This is a genomic window from Ancylobacter sp. VNQ12 (assembly GCF_049445835.1).
In the GTDB taxonomy this organism is placed as follows: Bacteria; Pseudomonadota; Alphaproteobacteria; order Rhizobiales; family Xanthobacteraceae; genus Ancylobacter.
In genome coordinates this window covers 19,177-40,603 of sequence record NZ_JBMSDU010000013.1, presented here as the reverse complement: position 1 = coordinate 40,603, position 21,427 = coordinate 19,177, and the positions used below count along the sequence as shown (strand labels likewise).

The following is a 21,427-nucleotide window of genomic DNA, read 5'->3' as shown; positions in this document are numbered from 1 at the left end:
CGGTTATGGCCGTCGCGAGTCGATCCACCCTCGTCGTTCACGGCCGCCTCGCCGTGCGGGAACGCCGCCTGGCGGCGGCCCGCGACGGGCGCCACGGCCTGCAGGTCATGTCCTTCGAACAGGCGGCGGTGCGGCTCGCCGGAGGTTTCGTCCGGCCGATCGACGACGAAAGCCTGCGCGCGGCGATCCAAGCCGTGCTGCCAGGAACGCCGATGGGCGAGCTGGAGAACATCAAGTCGCTGCCCGGCATGATCGACGCGGCCGCGGACACCTTGCACAAGGCTTGGCGTGCGGGCATCGACCTTGCGGCGCGAGCGGCCGATCATCCGCGACTCGACGCCATCGCCCGGCTGGAGGCGGCGGTCCTGGCGCAGCTTCCCGCCGGCACGATGCGCCCCATCGACATCGTCGCCGCCGCCACCAGCCGTATCGCCCATGCGCCCGCCGTTCTCGGCCCCATGGAGATCGCTGGCCTCACGGAACTCTCACCCTGCTGGCGGCCGCTGCTGAAGGCGCTCACCGCGCATATACCCGTGCAATGGACGGCCGGGCCGAGGACGGCGCCAGCCTGGCTGGAGGGCACGGGCGTCGGCGTGTCGCGTGCTCCGGCGGGGACACCGGCAGTCAGCGCCGTCAGCGCGGCCACGGCCTATCACGAGGCCATCGAAGCCATGCGCTGGGCGCGGTCGCTTCTTGCCTCAGGGCGGGCGGCGCCCTCAGACATCGCGATCGCCACCGCCTCGCCCGCCGACTATGACGATCACTTCCTCGCCCTGCGCGCAGACTCCAATATCGACCTGCACTTCGTCCATGGCGTCAGGACCGTCACCACCCGCGAAGGCCAGGCCGCCGCCGCGCTGGCAGACATCGTCGTTCGCGGACTGTCGCAGTCCCGGCTCCGGCGTCTCGCCGCCCTGTGTCGGGATTCCGCGCCGTTTGAATCCTTGCCCGAAGGCTGGCTGCGCGTCCTGCCGGCCGATGCACCCATGTCGACGCCCAATGCCTGGAACCGCCTGCTGGCACGGTTGAAGCCGGAAGACTGGCCCGACGGCACGGATCACGCGCCGGCCCTGTGCGCTGCGGTCGAGCTTCTCGCCAAGGGGCCGGACATTGCACCCGAGATCGGCGAGGCCTTTCTCAAGGGCCGTGCGCTTGCCATCTGGCGCAAGGCCCTTCTCGCCGGGCCAGCCGCCTCGATCGACGCCATCCTCGAAACCCTGAAGCAGGATGACGGGCTGGAAGCCTGTGTGTCCGTCGCCTGGATGCCGGTCAGCGCGCTCGCGGCCTCGCCGCGCCGCTTCGTGCGATTGATCGGTCTCAACTCCTCGCGCTGGCCGCGCGGGATCGCCGAAGACCGGCTGATCCCGGACCATGTTGTCCCGACTGCCGAGCTCGACCCGCTTCCGGTGAACCTCGCCGATCGCCGGGATTTCGAGACGATCCTGGCCACCACGGCCGGTGAAGTCGTCCTCTCTCGCGCCCGGCGCGACAGCGACGGACGCCTGCTGGGACGCAGCCCGCTGCTCGCCGGGCATGGCGAGGAGGTTTACCTCCGCCGCAATGCCGTGCCCGCCCATGCCTTCAGCGAAACCGACCGCCTCATGGCCCGGCCGCAGGAGTTCAGCACGGCTCCACAGGCAGTCAGCGCGCAAGGCTGCTGGCGCGACTGGCGGCGTACCGAGATCACGGCGCATGACGGCCTCATCCGGCCCGATCATCCGATCATCCTCTCGATCCTGGCCCGCACCCAGTCGGCCAGCTCGCTCCGGCGTCTGCTGCGCAATCCGCTGAGCTTCGCCTGGGTCTATGCCTTCGGCTGGCGCGTGCCCGAAAGCAGCGCCGAGCCGCTCGTGCTCGACGCGCTCGGCGTCGGCGATCTGGTTCACATGGTTCTCGACCGCGCCTTGCGCGACCTGGAGGACGCCGGTGGACTGGCGTCCGCCGACGCCGCGGCGATCACGGCAGCGGTGGATCGGGCCGCCGAGCTTGTCGCCGCCGATTGGGAAAGTGAACGCCCGATCCCGCCGGCCGTCATCTGGGGGCGCACCCTGGACGATGCTCGGCTGATGGCGGGTCGGGCTTTAGCCTATGGCGATGACCTTCTTCCGGGCGCCCGCTCTTATGGCGAGGTGCCGTTCGGCGGATTGGAGACCAAGTCGGACGCGGAGACGCCGTGGGATCCCGGCCTGCCGGTCACGATCCCCGACACAGGGTTCAATATCGCCGGCTACATCGACCGGCTCGACATCGCGGGCGACGGCAAGCGCGCGCTCGTCCGCGACTACAAGACGGGCCGCCCGCCCCGGACCGCGATCCGGCTGAATGGCGGCCGGGAGCTTCAGCGCTGCCTCTACGCCTTCGCGGTGAAGGCGCTGCTCGGCCATGACGTCGCGATCAGCGCCTCGTTGCTGTTCCCACGCGAGCCCGTCGACCTTCAGCTCGACGACCCCGAGGCGGTGCTCGCCGAGATCACCGGCTATCTGCGCGCGGCGAGGATCAGTTTCGCCGGCGGCGCGGCGCTGCCAGGCCCCGACACGGGTGGCGACTATGACGATCTCGCCTTCGCCCTGCCGGCCAATGCCAGCGCCACCTATTGCAAACGCAAGATGCCGGCCGCGACCGAGCGGCTGGGCGAAGTCGCTCAAATCTGGGAGGCGGAATGATGAGCAGCGTGTCCAACGTTCTCAAGGATGACGGGGCACGGCACGACGCGATCAGCCTCCATGATCGCTCGATCCTGGTTGAAGCCGGCGCGGGCTCGGGCAAGACCGCCGTTATGGCCGGACGCATCGCCGTCATGCTCGCCGAGGGTGTCCCTCCGCGCGCCATCGCCGCCGTCACCTTCACCGAACTGGCGGCCAGCGAGCTTCTCTCGCGTGTCCGCGAGTTTGTCGCCGACCTCTCGGCCGGACATATCGCGGCCGAGCTGCGTGTGGCCCTGCCCGATGGCCTGTCGCAAACGCAGCGTGGCAATCTCGCGGCCGCAAGCGCCGCGATCGACGAAATCACCTGCTCAACCATTCACGGCTTCTGCCAGCGCCTGATCAAGCCCTATCCGGCCGAGGCCGACATCGATCCCGGCGCCGGCGTCATGGACCGCAATCAGGCCGATCTCACCTTCCTAGAGATCTTCGATGGCTGGCTGCGGGAGCGCCTGTCCGGCGATCAGGGCGGCATTCTCGCTGAGATGGTGCTGCACAGCCCCGGTGAAACCGTGGCGCTGGTCCACAAGATCGCCGAGAATCTGCGACGCCGCCGCACCCTCACGGCGCCGGCCGTCTCCCCGCTTGACGGTCATCTGACAGCCTTCCGGCAGGCGACGGCGGATTTCGCAGTCTTCATGCGCGGGACGGCGGCGACCGAGCCGGAAACGGTCGTGATCGTCGAGCGGCTGGTCGAGATGGCGACCGCGCTGGCGGCCGGTCCCGATCCCGCCATGCCCTCGGGCTTGATCCGGCTTTTGACCTCGCGTCCGCACCCGGACCTTTGCACCAAGGCAGGCGCCTTTGCCTCCTATCGCAAGAAGGGCAAATGGACCGAAGCGGCGAAGCAGGCGGGCCTCTCCAAGGCCGACGGCGAGCGGCTGAACATCGCTGCCGAAGGCCACTACACCGCCTGCTGCGACGCCCGGGCCTCGCTTCTTCAGGCGGCGGCCAGCCAGGTTCTGGCGGCTCTGATCGAGGAGGCGCGTCCGATCCTGCAGCGCTATCGCGACCACAAGCGCGCGAGCGCCCAGCTCGACTTCGATGATCTGATTTTCGCCGCACGCGACCTGCTGCGCGACCACGATGATGTCCGGCGCGCGCTGGGACAGCGCTTCGCGCATGTCCTCGTCGATGAGTTCCAGGACACCGATCCCCTGCAAACCGAGATCTTCTGGCGGCTGTGCGGCGAGCCGGTCGATGGCGATGCCGACTGGACCCGATTCCGGATCCGGCCGGGCGCACTCTTCCTGGTCGGCGACCCCAAGCAGGCGATCTATCGCTTCCGCGGCGCCGATGTCGGCGCCTATGTGCAGGCGCGCGACTCCTTTAACGCTCAGGACCCCGACAGCCTCCTGTCGATCTCCACCAATTTCCGCTCCTGCGCCTCAATCCTCACGTTCGTCAACGAACGCTTCGAGGCCGTGCTCTCGGCCGATGGCCAACCCGGATTTACGGCCCTCGATCCGTTTCACGACGATCCCGGCAACGGCTTGTGCGTCGCGGCCCTCGACATCGCCGTCGCGGACGAAAACGGCAAGGCCAGCGCCGAGCAGCAGCGCGACGCCGAAGCCGATGCCGTGGCCGAGCTGTGCGCGCGCCTGATCGACAGCCAGCCCATCATCGACCGGCGCACCGGCGCGGAACGTCCTTGTCAGCCGGGCGACATCGCCTTGCTGGCGCCGACCGGCGCCGAGCTGTGGCGCTATGAGGAGGCGCTGGAGCGTCGCGGCATTCCGGTGGCGACACAGGCCGGCAAGGGGTTCTTCCGCCGCCAGGAGGTCCAGGACCTGATTGCGCTCACCCGCGTCCTCGCCGACCGGCGCGACACGCTGGCGCTCGGCGCGCTGCTGCGCGGCCCGCTGCTCGGCCTCACCGAAGAGGAGCTTCTGGACATCGTCTGGACCCTGCCGCGTTCGGAGGAAGAGCCCGACCGGATTCCCCGTCTCGATCTCCGCGTCGATCCCGCCGCCATCGCTCATCCGCTCGCACGCGAGACTATCGAAAAGCTGCAAGCGCTCTACCGCCGCAGCAACAGCACGACGCCGCACGAGCTTCTCTCGCAGGCCGTAGACGTGATGCGGGTTCGTCCCCTTCTTCTCGAGCGCCATAGCGGCCAGGCCGAACGCGCGCTCGCCAACGTCGATCTCTATCTGAGCCTGTCGACTGGCTACGCCGTGCGCGGCCTTCGCGCCTTCGCCGAGGCGATGACCGCGGCCTGGACCGACGAGGCTCGCGCTGTGGAAGGCCGGCCCGATGCGCAGGAAGAAGCCGTCGCGCTCTTCACCATGCACGCCGCCAAGGGCCTCGAATGGCCAATTGTCATTCCCGTCAACACCATGACGGGCGTCATGTCGCCCGACAGCGCGGTGATCGACCGCCAGACCGACACATTCTATTGCCCGGTCCTCGGCGTCGCGCCCGATGGCTATGAGGCCGCGCGCCAGGCGGAAAAGGACGAGCTGGATCGCGAGCGCATCCGGCTCTGGTATGTCGCGGCGACGCGCGCCCGCGAACTCCTCGTGCTGCCCCGGCTCGACACAAAGCCTTCAAAATCGGCCTGGATCGGCCTGCTCGACCTGTCGCTCGCCGATCTTCCCGGCCTTGATGTCTCGCACCTGCCGCTCGGCCAGGCAGGTGGCGGCGCCGGCGCGAGCAATATCCAGACGCGCGACATCTTCGCGGCCGAGGCTGCGGCCATCGCCGCCCGGCAGACGCGCCTCACCTGGCTGGCGCCCAGCCGCGACGAGAGCGCCTCCGGCGCGGTACTTCAGGAGGAAGAGGCCGAAATCTGGATAGGCTCGGCCGATGATCAACCGCGTGAACTCGAGGCGACCGTCGTGGTCCAGGGTGGCCGGGAACGCGGACTGATCCTCCACAAGCTCATGGAGGAGGTCCTGACCGGGGAAACCGATGCGACCGCGCCAGCCCTCGCAAAACGCGCCGGCGAGCTCATCCGGACGCTCGGCCGTTCGCCGGTCGCCGATCCAGCGACGGGTCTTTCGGACGAGGAACTGGCAGGCTGTGTCGTTCGGACCCTGGCTCTGCCCGAGATCGCGGCGTTGCGCCCGGCGCTCCTGGCCGAGTTCCCCGTTTACGCCGCCCGCACGGATGACGGCGAGGAGACGGCGACGGCCGGTATAGCGGATGCGCTGACTCTCAGCGCCGAAGGAAGCCCTACCGTTGTCGTCGACTGGAAAAGCGACGTGAACCCCGATCCCCAGACGCTCGATCACTATCGCTCGCAAGTCCGCGCCTATCTCGACATGACCGGCGCCGAGCGCGGTCTGATCGTGCTGATGACGACCGGCGCCATCATCACCGTCTCGCCCTCGGCCCGGGCGATGGCTGCCTGACACGAGACGATCGATGGCATCACGCAAGCGCCCCGCCCGTTCTGTCCAAGACGACCTCTTTAGCGAAGAGGTCTCGCTGCTGCTTCCCCCGCGCCTTGCGATCGACGGCAGGGTACTCGGAAGCCCGGTGCGGCAACTGGCGGTCCCGGCGTTGCGCGAGACCTGCCGGCTCCGGCTGTTTTCGATCCGGCGGGTCAACGGATATGAAGCGACCCTGAGATCCGGTGAGACGCTGAAGATCATCAGCGCCAGGACCGCCACCCGGCTGGAAGCCGATCTCATCCTGCTGGTGCCGGGTGCGTCGGAGCCGGCCAAGATCGCCGAGGCCCTCGAACTGGGCGAAGGCAAGTGGTTCAATATCGCGCCCACCGACATCGGCGCGCTCGACGCGGCCGCGCGCGGCGAACGTCTCGCCATCGTCGCGGCCTCATGGCAGGACTCTTTCCACCTCCGCGAAAGCTGTCCCGCCGAGAATGGTCGACCTGCGGTGCGCGGGCTGCGCCGACCCCAGATCGGCGCGCTCCATGCCGCGCTCGCCCATGCCACGCGCTCGACTGAGCCTGCCACCATCGTTATGCCGACGGGCACCGGGAAGACGGAAACGATGCTGGCGCTCAACGCCCATCAGCGGTTCGAGCGCTTGCTGGTGGTCGTCCCGACCGACGCGCTTCGCGAGCAGATTGCCGGAAAATTCGAGACCTTCGGCGTTCTTAAGCATCAGGAGTGCCTCGACGCCTCCGCCGCTTTCCCGGTGGTCATGCGCCTCTCCCATATCCCCACAACCCCGGCGGAAGTGGACCAGATATTCGACAGCGCGAATGTCGTGGTCACGACGATGCAGATCGCCGGCCGCGCCGAAGCGCCGGTTCAGGAGCGGATGGCGGCCCGCGCGTCGGCTCTTTTCATCGACGAGGCCCACCATATCGGCGCACCGACCTGGGCGCGTTTTCGCGGCCTTTTCGTCGATCGTGAGCCGCCATTGCCCATCGTTCAGTTCACCGCGACGCCATTTCGCGAAGATGGCCGGCGGGTCGATGGCGAATTCATCTACACCTACCCGCTCAAGAAGGCGCAGGCGGAAGGCTATTTCAAACCGATCCGCTTCGAGGCTGTCTTCGGCCTCGATCAGGCCGACGCCGATCAAGCGATCACCGAGAAACTTGGAGAGGTTCTACAAGCCGATCTCGATGCCGGCCTCAATCATCTCGCCATGGCGCGCTGCTCCACGATCGACCGCGCCAGGGAGTTGCACCAGCTCTACAGCGCCCTGTTTCCGGAATTTCGGCCTGTCATCGTTCACAGCCAGCAGGCGATCCGCGAGCGGCGCGCGAATCTGGACGCGCTTCGGCGGTTCGAAAGCCGAATCATCGTCTGCGTCGATATGCTGGGTGAAGGCTTCGATCTGCCCGAGCTCAAGATCGCGGGGCTCCACGATCCGCACAAGAGCATCGCCGTCACCATTCAATTCGTTGGTCGTTTCACCCGCCAGGACCCGACGCTCGGGGATGCGACGGTGATCGCGAATACCGGCGTTGACGACATCGACCGCTCCCTGGCGAAGCTCTACGCCGAAGACGCAGACTGGAACGCGCTGGTCGAGGCGCTCAGCAGCGCGCGCATCGAGCGGCAGGTGCGGCGCGCCGAGATGTTCAAGGGTTTCGTCGGCAACCTCAGCGACATCCCGCTGCAGACGCTCGAACCGAAGATGAACGCCGTGGTCTACCGGACCACGTGCGACGCCTGGGAGCCGCTGCGCGCCGAAGATCTCTACAGCCCCGGCGTCTATCTCGGCATGAAGATCAATCCGCACCAGCGCGTGGCCATCTTCGTCACCCGTTCGGAAGAGCAGGCTGGATGGACGACCGCGCAGCATGCGACCAACATCATCTGGGACCTGCACATGATGCATTGGGACCAGGCGAAGGGCCTTCTTTACATCAGCAGTTCGGCGAAGGGTCCTTACGACAAGCTGGCCAAGACCGTCTGCGGCGAAACCACCCGCCGTGTCGAAGGCGAAGAAGTGTTCCGCAGCCTGCATGGCTTCAAACGCCTGATCCTGCGCAACCTCGGCCTCACCCATCATCAGGGGCGCGGCGTGCGCTACTCCATGTATATGGGCGTCGACGTCGCCGATGGCCTCGACACCGCTAAGTCCCAGTCAAGAATCAAGAACAACGTCTTCGCAACCGGCTTTCTCGACGGCGTGCCAGCCACCCGCGGCTGCTCGGCCAAGGGCAAGTTCTGGTCGATCTCTCCCGTTCGCGACCTCACCGACTGGATCGAATGGTGCGAGGACATCGGCCAGTCGGTCAACGACCCCGGCATCACGACGGATGGTGTTTTCAAGAGCGCCATGCGTCCTCGACAGATCAGCGAGCGGCCCGCTGTTCCTCCCGTCGCGATTCACTGGCCGGAGTCGCTGCTGATGCAGATCGAGGATCGCGTCGAGATCAGCTTCGGCGATCAGCCGATGCTGTTCACCGAGTGCGACATCGAGCTTCTCGATCACGAACGAACGGGTCCGCTTCGCTTCGCGGTGCGCAGCGACGCCTATGTCGCCGAGTTCGAGATCGTATTCAGCGATGGGGGCGCCCGATATCCGCAAAGTGCCGGTCCCAAGGCCACCATCAGGATCGGCGGCAAAGTGAAGTCATTGTCCGAGTCCTTCGGAGACGATTCCCCGCAGATCGATTTCGGCGACGGCTCTCTCCTCATCTACAGCCATCTCTATGCGCTGCCAGACGGTGAATCCGTCGAACCCTATCCCGCCGACCGGATCGAGGTGTGGGATTGGTCGAAAACCAACATCCGGGCCGAATCCCAGGGGCCTGAGAAACGCGCCGACTGCGTCCAGCGGCGCGTGATCGACGCGCTGCTCGCCGGCGGCGAAGCCTATGATCTGATCTTCGACGATGACGGCGCCGGGGAGATCGCCGATGTGGTCTCGCTCCGCATCACCGAGGGCCTTGTGCAGGTCACGCTGCATCACTGCAAATATTCGAGCGCCACGATGCCCGGCGCCCGCGTCAAGGATCTCTATGAGGTCTGCGGACAGGCGCAGAAATCGGCGCGCTGGCGCGACCGTCCCCATCGCATGTTCACCCACATGCTGAAGCGCGAGAAGCTGCGCCTGGACAAAGGGCAAAACTCTCGCTTCGAGCAAGGCACCGCTGCGTTCCTCAAAAAGCTGAAGGCGAGCTGGCAGGACTATCGCTACGAATTCGACGTCAAGATCGTGCAGCCAGGCCTCTCCCGTGCAGCGATCACCGAAGAGGGCTTGCACCTGTTGGCCGGGGTCGAGACTTACCTGCTGGAGACCCGCGCGATGAAATTGCGGATCATCGGCAGCGCATGAATTCCCGTGCAGAGCTGTCGGCCCGAGGCACCCGCACGAATTGAGGGACGTTCGTCGCGCCTCTCCGGATCAGCCCGGCTCGATGCCTGGAGGGATTGGGTCGAATGGCCTAGTATCAGTCCCCATTGCCTCGGGTGCCGCCGCCAACATATCCCCAACGTCCAAATTTGAACGGTCAACCGCCGATATCGGTCTGAGGCCGTTTGCCGGTGCTGCGTCGATTGTCTTCGGCGTCTGCCGTAGGCCCATCGCCGAGAGATCAAGGACGAGCGGTTGCAGCAGCATGCGGGTCGCCTCGCCGCCGCGCGACAACACGTCGATGAAATCTTCCTGATTGGGCTGTCCAAGAGCCAGGCGATAGATCATGCGCTGCTCTCGAAGTTGGGCGAAACGCGCAACATCGCGCCCAAAAGGGCGCTCGAAAACATGACGACTGATTTCGGCACCGTCGAGCACCCACCATGGGCGAAGGCCACTCACATCGACGGAACGTTCCGCGTGCCTCTGCACACATCGCCAGGGTGAATCGTCCGCCATCGTGGAATCTCTCAGCACCTCGTCTCGCAACATTGCCGCAAGCCGGCGTCTGACGGCCAAGCCCGCATAGCGCTGGATACGACCTTCACGTTGCTCAAGGTCGAGCGGGTTGGATGAGAGATCCCAATGAACCACGTGCGAACACCAGGGGTGAAAATCCAGGCCCTCCTGCCCGACCGACGTCGTCGCCAGGACATGCGGCCAGAAGGGCGTGTTGAAGCTCCGGCGAACTTCATCGGGTCGAGCTGGAGCGGCTTGCGCCACGCCGCCATCCACATTGACGACGGGCTCGGTCTCGGCATCGCCAAACGGCACGGCGACATGGCAACGCACCGGGATCTTGTGCGGCGGTCCGCCAACTCCATGAAAGCTGAAGCTGCCGGCACGAAGCCCGAGCGACGATTGCAGATCCTTGGCGAGACCAGCGGCGCCCTCCTGGAGATTTTGGGCACGTAACCAGAAATGCTCGTCGAGGACGCTTTCGAACCCGCCATCAACGACCGCGCCCATGACTTGCTCGACAGCACTTTTCCCCGGCAGCGATGACAGGATCACCGGATTGTCGAGATAGCCGCGCAGTCCCTGCCAACTGAGCTGGACCAGCTCCGGATAACGTGCCGGGTCAAGGATCGTCGGGTCATGTCGCAGCAACGCCCGGCCGAGCGCGACCCCAGGCGCCCCAATCGCATAGTCCACGAGGTCCGAAAGCTCGGCGGGGGACAGCCGCTCAATCGGCTGCGCCTGGCGCCATTTCCGGACCGCGGACTGCGCGGCACGATCATCACCGATCGCGCTGCTCCAGCCGGCGGCGGACTGTTCCGCGATACCTGCCGTCTGTTCGATCGACGCCAGGGTCCGCGCAATCGACCTATGTCTCCGGCGGGCCTTCACGGTGTCCCGTTCGATGATGCCTTTGGGCAAAGCGGCGAGAATCTGCCGTCGAACCTCTTTGCGAACGGCGCTGAGCGTCGCCCCGGCTTTCGCGAGCGGGTCGGTGTTGCGGATCAGCCATGGCGATGGGTGAAATGCGGCCATCACAGGCCCGGGAACGGCCGCCAATTTGAAACGGCGGCGCTTGTAGGCTTTCTCATAGCCGCCATGTTTCTTGGGCAGACAGTGCGCTTCGACGCCAAAGCTCAGAAGCGCGGCCACGCTAGGTGGTGTTGCGCGAAAACGGCTGAACATCAGGAGCTTGGGGTCAACCGTCAGGCTATCCCAACCTGCGTCAAGCGGCCACCAGGGAAATGACGGGGCGACCCATGGCAGCGACAGTAGCTTGGGCGGAACGACGCTGCTGAGAGCGCGCAGCTTCGCGTCGGGCCATGCCGTTGGCACATTGAGTTTGTTGCGACGTTCGCGCGTCATCCTTGTGAGCTTCGGGGCTGCCTTGATTTTGGCGCGCTTCCAAGCCGCGTAGCGGGGACCGAGAGACTGAGCCGGCAGCGGAACGGAGGACCAATATGGCAGCGCCTCATAACGCATCTGCTCGGCGAAACTCTCCACGAGATGCCGATAGACCCGAAAATCCTCGGGCGACGGGTCCGCATCAAGGAACTGCGTAGCGGCCAGCGGATCGGCCGACGCCACGCTGTCCCGCTCCGTGCGCGACATGACCGGCGTCAGCAGGCCGCGAAGCTCATCTCTCAGCCTGGCGGCTTCAGCGACCTCGACACCCAACTCGGGATGGCTCGCATCGGCATGCGCCGCGATGTCACGCAGCTTGTCGCCGAAATCGGAAAAGAGCGTCTTCGCGCGTTCGCGGACATCGGGGCCGGCAAGAAACTCGATCAATTCCAGAAGTTCCGCGTGAGCAAGCGCGCCGCGCGCCTCCTCCCACCGTGTGCTCAGAACCCGATAAGGTGTCGCGCTGAGCAGCAAAATCGCCGGCGGGACAACCGAGCCTTCAGGTTCCAGAAGCGCCTTGAGAAGAGGATCGGCGTCCTTTTCGTCGAGAATCTGCCGGTAGCGCTGAAACTCATCGAGAACGACCAGATCGGGTGGCTGGTGGCGGAGCGTCGCCAGCGCCAGGGCGCGCCGGAGGCGGCCAACGAAGGTGGTCGGCTTGAGGGGCTTTATCTTCCTGTCCGCATCACCATGCACCGCCAGATCGAGCATCGCGCGTACCGACTCGCCGAATTCGGCCGCCAGGGCTTCGCGAAACCGCTGGCGCAGATGGGACGGCGAAGCCGCGAATTTGATCTCCGCGTCCTTGACGGCCCAGTCCCACGACCCCCGCGCGCTAAGCCGCAATATGTCCGGATCAAGATCGCGGGCGAAAGCGGGATAGGTCTGCTCGAGCAACACTTTCAGGAACGCTCGCTCTTCCTTGCGTCCTCCCGTGAGACGCGCACGCGCACCCGGAAAAGACGTCGCAGGGGTCAATGCGTAAATAAGGACGGGATTTTTCGGCCGCTTCGCGATTGCAATCAGCGAAAGTCGATCCGGTGTTGCGGTTGCGGCCTTGCGCTGTGAATCACCTAGGAAACCAACGACGCGGCCCTTGTTCTGGTGCGAGACCGCATGACCATTGGCGATATAGTAAATCACCAAAGGCTGACGGCCATCCTCGGACAAGCGACGAGCCAGTTCCTTCGCCACGACCGTCTTTCCGAGACCGACTTCATCGGCCACCAGAAAGCGACGGCGCCCCGTCGGGTCGGCGAAGGCCGTAAGCGCCGCATTGACGGCGGCTTCCTGGAACGGCTTCGGCGCGATCACCGGCGTTTGCCCTTGATCTCGGCGGCGCCGAGCCCGCTCCGGAGCTTGCCCCACAACTCGTCAAAGCGTCTCAGCATCTCCGCGGTTTGCGGGTCTTCCTGCCCGGCCTGCTCAAGGACGGCCGGCAGATATTGAGAGACCCTTCGCTCGATCTCGCGGAACTTGTCCGGGTCGCGCGCCCATGCCGCCAACATCTCTTCCAGGGTCGGCAATGAGGAATCGAGCGCCGGATCCGCTCCCAAGCCTGCCCGTTCCCGCGGCTCGTCATTCGTCCAGTCGCCTTCGCCCTGCCGATCGTCATCCGCGAGCAATCCGGCCAGCCAGAGGAGGAAGCCTCTAGCGCCGAGAAAGCGCACGAATGCGGCACGGTCGCGATCCTCCCCGAAAGGCGGCTCCGCCGGCGCTCGTTGCAGCCATGTGAGGCCTTTGTCCCCACGGCTCACTCGCAAGCGCACGAACTCGCTTCGTTCCGCAGGGACGACAGACCCCAAATGCACGACGGCTTGCCCTGCCGGCCAGACCAGGAGCTCGCCGTGAAGCGCGCCCACTTGGAGCACGATGTCGGATTCGTCGGGATGTGGACCGCCAGGATGGAGATCGGAGCGGTGGGTGAGGCGTATCCCCTCGCCATCGATGTTGAGCTCCGCCGCCCATCGCGCCGCGACCTGGGCGCGTGCCCGTTCGAGCGCCTCCTCTTCCAGGGCCGCCGCATCCGGCAAATGTTCCATGCTGGGCGCTTCAACGAGACGGGCCGAACCGAGAAGCGCCTTCAGCCCTTTCTCAACCGGTTCGGTGACGAGCAACTCGGCTATCACCTCGGCGTTGCGTCCGGTCCAGGCGCGCAGGGTCGCGTTCGCGCTTCCCAACCATAGCGTCCGCTTGCGCCCGGACCGCATGAACAGCAGCTTGGCATGAAGGCCGCGGCCTACCTCTTCTTCCTCATCGTCGGCCGGAATGACATCGGCTGCCGACGCTGCGGGCTGCCGGCCAGGCTCGGGATCGCCGATGGGATAATCAGGCGCGTCCAGCGCGAGCAGATCGTCGAACGCCGCCAGCGACGGGCCGATTCTCTCGATCTCGCGTATTGTCGTCAGGAGCACGCTTCGCGCCGGTTTCGCCCCCTTCTGTATCTGTCGGGCAAGGAAGTTCTTGTCGATAAAGGGGCTTACGACCACGACTTCATCCGTTCCCGGCGGCGGGACGGGAACGGGCTGGTCTCCGGTTCCGGCCGACCAGCGAATCCGCTCGACGCGCACGCCCGCTGGCGCCCGCCAGGCCACCTTTGCAATGGTCGCCGCGAGAGTGGCGGAACGCTGGCCTTTGAGTGCGGCCCTGTCAGCGAGCGCGCGCGCCAGCTCGTCCGCGCCGGGGATCGGAGCGCCGCCATTCGCGCCGGAAACGAGCAGGAGCCCAATGTCGCGATTCACGCATTCGGTGAGATTCCGGCTCCCGATCCAGAGCCGCCAGCCGATCTCGCCGTCCACGCTTCGCGTTCGAACCAGGGCGGCCTTGGGATGCCAGCTATGGGTCGCCTCATCAAAATCGACTTCGCGCACGAACTGGTCCAAGACCGCCGCGATGCGCGGTGTCCGGCGCATTTTCGCAAGGCGGCCGCGCTGGATGACAATGCGCGCCTTCCCCCGCAGCCGCTCGACCGCATCGGCGAAATCGGACGGACTGCCTCGGCCCGCATCGGTGTCCTTGCCTGCCAGGGCGAGCAAAGTCGCGCCGATTGATCCCAGATCCGCCGAATAGGACGCCAGCAAAGCCAGTTCGACGCTTTCATCGGGACCGGGACGCAGACCCTCGAGGAACGAGAGCGCCGGCCAGCTATCGACCGCGCCGCTCATTCGGCGTCCGCCAGATCGTTGAGGAGCGTGCTGACTTGCTCCCATCTATAGTGGAGCGGCCCCGCGAGACCATGTTCGTCGCTCGACCATTCGAGACGCCGAGCACGTCCATTGGGTGTCAAAGCAAGCCGCGCGCGCGGCCCCTTGCGGGCTTCAGCCGCGGCATAGACGCCGAAGAGCGGGGCCGGATTCCACGATTTCGATGCTATCCAGTCCTTGGTGGCTGTCAGGACAGCACGCAATTTGAGCGGGAGCGCACCAGTGTCCGCCTCAAGCGCATCGACATCGAGCTTGGCCGCGACGGCACCGTGCTCTTCGACAATAGCTGCAAGGTGGTCGCGATGTCGGGTCGATGTCTCCCGCTTGTCGTCGGTCTCTAAGATCCGCTCCAGAAGCGCATCATAGACAGCACGGCCCACGCCCGCGAGACTTGCGGCCTGTTGCGCCCGCACAAGCGCGGCCTGGTCGGGGCCAGCGATCGCGCGGGCCTCGGCGGCCCACATACCAGGTGGCGCTGCTGCCTCTGTCCGCACCAGCCTCGCGAGCAGGGAAAGCTCATGGCCGCCATTGCGGCGCAACTGAGCAAGCCGCTCGCGCAAGAACGCCGCTTCTGCGGTCGCCAGCCGAAGGGTGATGTGCCCGCCACGCCAGTTATCCGGCCGCTCAGGGAGCGGCACGAATGGCGGATCGAAACTGAGAAGCGGCTGGCCATCGTCATCGGTTGCCGCGCCCGCGCTCTTCAGCAGCCGATGCGCTTGCGCCCGCGAAATGGTCCGTCCATCCAGGCGCGGACGCAATATTCCCCAGACCGCCAGCGCATTCCAATACACAGTCGACGGCGGCTGGCTCGACGGCTTGGGGAAGACGCGCCCTCCGATCACCTGGGATTCGCCTACATCCTTGAGCCGGCCGGCGAGTTCCCTTTCGCGTTCGCGCAGAGCACGCACAGCGGCCGGCCCCGTCAGGCCTGCCAGATCCTCGAACAGCCAGGGCACGAAGATTATATAGCGGGCGCGGGTGTGCAGCACCGACGTGCCCGGAAAGAAGCGGTCGGCATAACGCTGATGGATCGTGAGGAAGCCGATCTCATCGCGCACGCCCATGGATTCTTCGTCCATCTGCGCCTTGGCGCGCGCCAGCGCTTCGCGCGACAGATAGGTCCATCCCAAAGCAGGCTCGATTGGTGGGCCGCGCCTCATGCGGGACGGTCTTGCCGATTGTTGCACGGCTCTCAGCCCCACAAGGAGGACAAGGGCGCCGCGGCCAACCTGTCGCCGAAGGGCACGAGATCGGTACTGTCATAGAGCACGACGCCGTAGGCGAACCGCTCCTTGCACGCCTCGGCCAAGGTCCGCAGGCCCGCAAAGTCGCTGGACTTCACCGTCGCGGCGGCCTTCACCTCGATCCCCACGATCATGCCGTCGTCGCGTTCCAGCACGATGTCCACCTCATGCATCTGCTGGTCACGGAAATGGTAAGGCGTCAGTCGCAGGTCCGACGCCGTCATGAGCTTCAGGACTTCGGAGAACACGAAGCTTTCGAGGAGTGCGCCAAACACGCCGCGGTCCGCCTTCACCCGATCGAAGCTCAATCCGCACGCCGTGGCGAGCAGGCCGGAATCGAGGAAATGCAGCTTCGGCGTCTTCGCGATCCGTTTCAGCGCGTTCGTGTACCAGGGCTGCAATGTCGAGACGAGGAACACCTGCTCCAACAGCGCGACATAGCGCTGTCCTGTCTTGTGGCTGACATTGATGCTGGAGCCGAACTGCGAGTAGTTGACCAACTGTCCCGAATGCTCCGCGAGGAGCCGGACGAACTTCGGCAGCTCGGTCAGCTTCTCGATCTCGGCAATGTCTCGCAGGTCGCGGGTCAGAACTGACGTCAGATAGGACCGTGCCCAATCCTGCCGCCGCCGTTCGCTCTCACGGCTGATCGCCTCGGGAAAGCCTCCGAGCAACGCGAGCTCGACGAGGTCGTCGCCGACAATCGCCTCCCGCTCCCCCTGCAGCTTCCCCGCGAACAGGCGTTCCAGGAAGGTCGGCGTCTTGCCTTTTATTTCTGCGCGAGCCAGCGGCAGCATCCGGAGAGTTTCCATCCGCCCCGCCAGGCTGTCGGCGACCCGAGGCAAGGTGAGCACATTGGCGGAGCCCGTCAGCAGAAAGCGGCCAGGGCGATAGTCCTCGTCCACCGACTTCTTGATTGCCAGCAGCAGGTCGGGCGCGCGCTGGATCTCGTCGATGATGGCTTTATCCAGACCACGAATGAAACCGGCCGGATCGGACTGTGCAGCGTCGAGGACCGTCTGATCGTCGAGCGTGATATAGGTTCGGCCCGCCTCCCCCATCTTCCGGACGAGCGTGGTCTTGCCGGCCCGGCGCGGTCCTACGATCAGGACCACCGGGGTATCTGACAGGGCTTCCTCTGCCCGACGCTCCACGAGCCGCTCGTACATGCCGCTTTCCGAATCTCTGACTATTGGAACTATGAAGCATGACAATTGGAAGTCAATGGTCTGTCGATTGGAACTGGTAGAGCCGTTATCTGGAAATGGGTATGGGGAAAGCCTTCCCCTGCGGCCGAGCCTGCCGTCTCGGCCTACCCCATCTGCGGGGGGACCCCGCAACGCCCCCAAGAGTGAGAGTGCAGGCCGGGTTTCCGTGACGGGTTGAGGGCTGGAGGAGAGGCCTCCGGCGCCCGTCGCGGAGACCCGCGATGTCCAGACATGATGCGCGCGCCCGTTCCGGCTCCGACCGGACGAGCCTCTATGATGAAATCACCGGCAGGATTCTCGCCGAGCTGGAGGCCGGCCGGCTTCCCTGGGTTCAGCCTTGGGGGACAGCGGCGGCCAAGGCGCCCCTCGCCATGCCCAGGAACGCGGCCACGGGACGCTGCTATTCGGGCGTCAATGTGCTGATCCTCTGGGGCGCCGTCATCCAACACGGCTTCCCCTGCCAGAGCTGGCTGACCTTTCGCCAGGCCCTCTCGCTCGGCGGCCATGTCCGCCGGGGCGAGCACGGCATCACCGTTGTTTACGCCGACCGCTTCGTCCCCGACGACGAGAAGCGACGCGCCCGCGAGACTGGCGAGGACGCCCAGGCCATCCCCTTCCTCAAGCGATTCACGGTCTTCAACCTGGCGCAATGCGAGGACCTGCCCGAAGACCTCACTGTTGCCGCGCCGCCACCTGAGCCCGGCCTGATCGAGCCAAGGGTCGAGGCGCTCATCAAGGCAAGCGGAATCGATTTCCGCATCGGCGGCGACCGCGCCTTCTATGTGCCTGTGCACGATTATGTCATGGTCCCGCCGCCCCAGGCGTTTTTCGAGCCGATCAACTGGCATCGAACGGCCCTGCATGAATGCTCCCATGCCAGCGGGGCGCCGCACCGTCTGAACCGCGATATGTCGGGCTCCTTCGGTTCCCGAAAGTACGCATTCGAGGAGCTGGTCGCCGAGATTTCGGCGGCGTTCTGCTGCGCGGCCCTCGGCATCGTGCCGACCGTGCGCCACGCCGACTATATCGGCTCGTGGGCCGAGGTCCTGCGCGAGGACAATCGCGCCATCGTTCGCGCCGCATCCCAGGCCAGCAAGGCGGCCGACTTCCTGCTCGGCTTTCTCCCCGAGGACGCACGCCCTTTGCCGGCGCCCGCCCACACCGACGAGCGGGAGGCGGCCTGATGACAACGCGCTTCCGCGGCGAGCATCTGCTCGAGAACGCCGCAGGATTTCTGGCCGGCGCCCAGCACCTATCCCGGGACGGCCGCCACTCCCGTGAAATCCTGCTGCACCACATCGCCTGTGCGATCGAACTGTCGCTGAAATCCTTCCTGCAATTCCGAGGTTGGAGCGATGAACGGTGCCGGCTCGAAATCCGGCACGATCTGACCAAGGCGTTGGATGCCGCTGAAGGGCTCGGCTTGCATCCGAGCTACCCAGACCTCCATTCGCTCCTCGCGATCCTCTCGCCCTACTATTGCCGCCACCGCATTCGCGATCTCGCGGCGCACGAGCCGGCGCTCCTGTCGTCGCAGCAGGCGCTCAAGGCGGCAGAGGAACTCTTGAGCGATGTCACCGCCGCTTGTCCCAAGGGTTCCGCGCTCGGCGGGCGCTCGTCATCGAGCCCCTGAGAGGAAGAGGGTCGAGGGATTTTCGTGACGGGTTGGAGGCCGAGAGAGAGGCTTTCGGCCGCCCGTCGCGGAGTAAATCCCGATGGCTACTGCCGTTCAGAAGATCACCCTGTCGTCCTCGCGCGACATTCCCTTCAACAAGCTGGTGCTGAGCCAGTCGAACGTCCGGCGCGTGAAAGCTGGCGTCTCGATCGATGACCTAGCGGCCTCGATCGCCCGCCGCGGCCTGATCCAGAGCCTCAACGTCCGCCCCGTCCTCGACGCCGAGGGCCAGGAGACCGGCATGTTCGAGGTTCCGGCCGGCGGCCGCCGCTACCGGGCGCTGGAGCTTCTGGTGAAGCAGAAGCGCCTGGGCAAGACCGCCGCGGTGCCCTGCGTGGTGCGCGACCCCTCAACCGCCATTCTCGCCGAGGAGGATTCGCTCGCCGAGAATATCGAGCGCGCGCCGCTGCATCCCCTCGACCAGTTCCGTGCGTTTCAGGACATGCGCCTGAAGGGCCAGTCCGAGGAGGATATCGCGGCGGCCTTCTTCATTCCCGTCAATGTCGTGAAGCAGCGCTTGCGCCTGGCCGCGGTCGCGCGGTCGCTCCTCGATGTCTATGCCGAGGACGGCATGACGCTGGAGCAGCTCATGGCCTTCACCGTCTCGGCCGACGAGGCGCGTCAGGTCCAGGTCTGGGAGTCGATCCGCAACTCCTGGTCCAAGGAGCCCTATCAGATCCGTCGCATGCTGACCGAAAGCACGGTGCGCGCGTCCGACAAGCGGGCGATCTTCGTCGGGCTCGACGCCTATGAGGCCGCCGGTGGCAGCATCATGCGCGATCTGTTCCAAGCCGACGACGGCGGATGGCTGCAGGACCCGGCGCTGCTCGATCGCCTGGTTTCGGAGAAACTGAAGATCATAGCCGACGATATCGCGGGCGAAGGCTGGAAATGGATCGAGGTCGATGTCAGCCATCCCTACGATGTCGCGCGTGGACTGCGCGGGATTACCGGCACGCCGGTTGATCTGACCGACGAGGAGCGCGCGACGATCGAAGCCCTCAACGCCGAATACGCCAAGCTTGAGGCGGAATATGAAGGCGCTGACGAACTGCCCGACGATGTGGACGAGCGGCTTGGCGAGATCGAGACGGCGCTGAACGCCTTCGACCAGCGGCCCGCCATCTATGATCCGGCCGACATCGCCCGCGCCGGCGTCTTCATCAGCATCGACTCCGATGGCTCGCTCTCGATCGATCGCGGTTATGTGCGCCCGGAGGACGAAGCGCCCGTGACCATCGAAACCGATGGCGGTGACGCCAGCCAGGGCGCCGAGGGCTCCGATCCGGTGGCACCGTCGGTGCAGCGGGCCGTCATCACCATCGGCGGCCAGTCGGCCGAGACCGAGGATGACGAGGAGGAGACGATCAAGCCCTTGCCCGAACGGCTCGTGATGGAGCTGACCGCGCATCGCACGCTGGCACTGCGCGACGCACTGGCGAACAATCCTCATGTCGCCCTGACGGCGCTGCTGCACAAGCTCGTCACCGACACCTTCCTGCGCAGCTCGACCACCGGCGGGTGCCTGGAAGCCAGCGTCCGGCACGTCTTCTTCCCCGTGCAGGCCGCCGACCTGAAGGACAGCGCGTCCGCCAAGGCTGTCAACGAGCGGCAGGAGGCCTGGAAGACCGACATCCCGCAGGAGGATCAGGCGCTGTGGGACTGGCTCGACGGACTGGACGGGGCCAGCCGTCTGGCGCTGCTCGCCCATTGCGTCAGCTACGGCGTCAACGCGCTGTTCGAGAAGGTCGACCGTTATGGCGGCTCCGGCGTCTCGCAGCACAGCCTCGAACGCCGCCTCGGTCAGGCTGATCGTCTGGCCCGCGCGGTCCGGCTCGACATGGTTGAAGTCGGCTGGACGCCTACCGTCAATAACTATCTCGGCCGCGTGACCAAGCCGCGCATCCTCGAAGCCGTGCGCGAAGGGGCTGGCGAGCGGGCCGCGCAACTCATTGACCATCTGAAAAAGGGCGACATGGCCAAGGAAGCGGAACGGTTGCTGGCCGACAGCGGCTGGCTACCCGAGCCGCTGCGCCTCACCGAGGTCGAACCGGCCACCGGGTTGGCGGTCGAGGGCGACGGTGAGACCGAGGCGCTGCCGGAATTCCTCACCGGCGATGATGAGACCTCGGCCGACAACGAAGATGATCCTGCCCACCTTATCGCTGCCGAATAGGCGAGACGGCGCGGCGGCAATCGTTGCCTCGCCCGAAATACCAATCCCTCAGAGCCCGGCCCCCTGCGCCACAGGGATCAGCCGGGCTTTTTCTTTGGAGGAGCCGTTGATGGCGTTGGCGCGTCCTGGCCGCTACCAGACGGCCACCTCCCATTGGCCGTTGACGCGCGCGAAGCCGATCGGGCGGTTCTGAGGCTCGGCATTGGGCCGGGTAGGATCCATCGTGAGCTGCGTCATGCAAGTGACGCCAGGCCCGACGCCGCCCGGCGAGCAATCGCCAAGCTTCAGCGTCGCGTTGGCGAGCGAGGTGCCCGTAAAGAGCTTGTGACGCCGCACGGCGTCCGTCGCTTCCTGCTCGGTCGGCTGCGCAAGGCCTGTTACCGCAGCGGCCGAGGTCACGGGAACGAGAACCGGTCGCAGGCCGAACCCCGCACCAAAACCCGCCGCCAGCGCGACCACGGCGATGATCCCGACTGCGCTTCCTTTCATCGTTCGCCTCCTTTCAACCGCGTTTCACAAAAAGACGCGGACAGGCCTCGGGGCCGAACGGATACGCGCCTTGGGATT

11 protein-coding genes are annotated in these 21,427 nt (G+C 65.9%); 6 read left to right on the top strand and 5 right to left on the bottom strand.

The window, feature by feature from the left end; all coding sequences use genetic code 11:
- The first annotated feature begins 5 nt into the window (after window positions 1–5).
- From ACO2RV_RS16640 to ACO2RV_RS16630, 3 genes are read left to right on the top strand one after another with little or no spacing between them, the layout of a single operon-like run.
- Window positions 6–2,663: a PD-(D/E)XK nuclease family protein gene (locus ACO2RV_RS16640; RefSeq protein ID WP_393981570.1), complete on the top strand. Its 2,658-nt coding sequence runs from the start codon at window positions 6–8 to the stop codon at window positions 2,661–2,663.
- Complete coding sequence (locus tag ACO2RV_RS16635) at window positions 2,663–6,058, top strand: UvrD-helicase domain-containing protein (RefSeq protein WP_393981568.1); 3,396 nt, start codon at window positions 2,663–2,665, stop codon at window positions 6,056–6,058. The genes ACO2RV_RS16640 and ACO2RV_RS16635 overlap by 1 nt, the downstream gene beginning before the upstream one ends.
- 13 nt (window positions 6,059–6,071) lie before the next feature.
- Window positions 6,072–9,413, top strand: coding sequence for a DEAD/DEAH box helicase (locus tag ACO2RV_RS16630; protein WP_393981566.1), 3,342 nt, complete (start codon window positions 6,072–6,074; stop codon window positions 9,411–9,413).
- Window positions 9,414–9,482: 69 nt separating this feature from the next.
- Here ACO2RV_RS16630 and ACO2RV_RS16625 read toward each other — a convergent pair whose 3' ends face one another.
- The 4 genes from ACO2RV_RS16625 to ACO2RV_RS16610 form a co-directional block, all read right to left on the bottom strand.
- Window positions 9,483–12,668, bottom strand: a complete 3,186-nt coding sequence (locus tag ACO2RV_RS16625; RefSeq protein WP_393981564.1) for a helicase-related protein — start codon at window positions 12,666–12,668, stop codon at window positions 9,483–9,485.
- Window positions 12,665–14,518 carry a hypothetical protein gene (locus ACO2RV_RS16620; protein WP_393981562.1) on the bottom strand — a complete coding sequence of 618 codons (1,854 nt, stop codon included), beginning with the start codon at window positions 14,516–14,518 and terminating at the stop codon, window positions 12,665–12,667. Before ACO2RV_RS16620 ends, ACO2RV_RS16625 begins: the two co-directional genes overlap by 4 nt.
- On the bottom strand, window positions 14,515–15,687 hold the full coding sequence (locus ACO2RV_RS16615) for a DUF6361 family protein (protein WP_393981560.1): 1,173 nt from the start codon (window positions 15,685–15,687) through the stop codon (window positions 14,515–14,517). Before ACO2RV_RS16615 ends, ACO2RV_RS16620 begins: the two co-directional genes overlap by 4 nt.
- A gap of 62 nt (window positions 15,688–15,749) precedes the next feature.
- The gene (locus ACO2RV_RS16610; protein WP_393981558.1) at window positions 15,750–16,970 is read right to left on the bottom strand and encodes an ATP-binding protein; all 1,221 of its coding nucleotides are present in this window, start codon (window positions 16,968–16,970) and stop codon (window positions 15,750–15,752) included.
- Window positions 16,971–17,230: 260 nt separating this feature from the next.
- Between ACO2RV_RS16610 and ACO2RV_RS16605 the strand changes: the two genes are divergently transcribed.
- The 3 genes from ACO2RV_RS16605 (at window position 17,231) to ACO2RV_RS16595 (ending at window position 20,860) form a co-directional block, all read left to right on the top strand.
- Window positions 17,231–18,193, top strand: a complete 963-nt coding sequence (locus tag ACO2RV_RS16605; protein ID WP_393981556.1) for an ArdC family protein — start codon at window positions 17,231–17,233, stop codon at window positions 18,191–18,193.
- Window positions 18,193–18,642, top strand: coding sequence for a HEPN domain-containing protein (locus ACO2RV_RS16600; protein ID WP_393981554.1), 450 nt, complete (start codon window positions 18,193–18,195; stop codon window positions 18,640–18,642). Before ACO2RV_RS16605 ends, ACO2RV_RS16600 begins: the two co-directional genes overlap by 1 nt.
- A gap of 82 nt (window positions 18,643–18,724) precedes the next feature.
- Window positions 18,725–20,860, top strand: coding sequence for a ParB/RepB/Spo0J family partition protein (locus ACO2RV_RS16595; protein ID WP_393981552.1), 2,136 nt, complete (start codon window positions 18,725–18,727; stop codon window positions 20,858–20,860).
- 132 nt (window positions 20,861–20,992) lie between these two features.
- Here the strand turns inward: ACO2RV_RS16595 and ACO2RV_RS16590 are convergent, their stop codons facing one another.
- Window positions 20,993–21,349, bottom strand: coding sequence for a hypothetical protein (locus ACO2RV_RS16590; RefSeq protein ID WP_393981550.1), 357 nt, complete (start codon window positions 21,347–21,349; stop codon window positions 20,993–20,995).
- Window positions 21,350–21,427: the final 78 nt, after the last annotated feature.

Excerpts from the sequence above, each read along its gene's own strand:
- ACO2RV_RS16640 (WP_393981570.1), top strand. The coding sequence starts at position 6 with ATGGCCGTCGCGAGTCGATCCACCCTCGTCGTTCACGGCCGCCTCGCC.
- ACO2RV_RS16635 (WP_393981568.1), top strand. The coding sequence starts at position 2,663 with ATGAGCAGCGTGTCCAACGTTCTCAAGGATGACGGGGCACGGCACGAC.
- ACO2RV_RS16630 (WP_393981566.1), top strand. The coding sequence starts at position 6,072 with ATGGCATCACGCAAGCGCCCCGCCCGTTCTGTCCAAGACGACCTCTTT.
- ACO2RV_RS16620 (WP_393981562.1), bottom strand. The coding sequence starts at position 14,518 with ATGAGCGGCGCGGTCGATAGCTGGCCGGCGCTCTCGTTCCTCGAGGGT.
- ACO2RV_RS16610 (WP_393981558.1), bottom strand. The coding sequence starts at position 16,970 with ATGTACGAGCGGCTCGTGGAGCGTCGGGCAGAGGAAGCCCTGTCAGAT.
- ACO2RV_RS16605 (WP_393981556.1), top strand. The coding sequence starts at position 17,231 with ATGTCCAGACATGATGCGCGCGCCCGTTCCGGCTCCGACCGGACGAGC.
- ACO2RV_RS16600 (WP_393981554.1), top strand. The coding sequence starts at position 18,193 with ATGACAACGCGCTTCCGCGGCGAGCATCTGCTCGAGAACGCCGCAGGA.
- ACO2RV_RS16595 (WP_393981552.1), top strand. The coding sequence starts at position 18,725 with ATGGCTACTGCCGTTCAGAAGATCACCCTGTCGTCCTCGCGCGACATT.
- ACO2RV_RS16590 (WP_393981550.1), bottom strand. The coding sequence starts at position 21,349 with ATGAAAGGAAGCGCAGTCGGGATCATCGCCGTGGTCGCGCTGGCGGCG.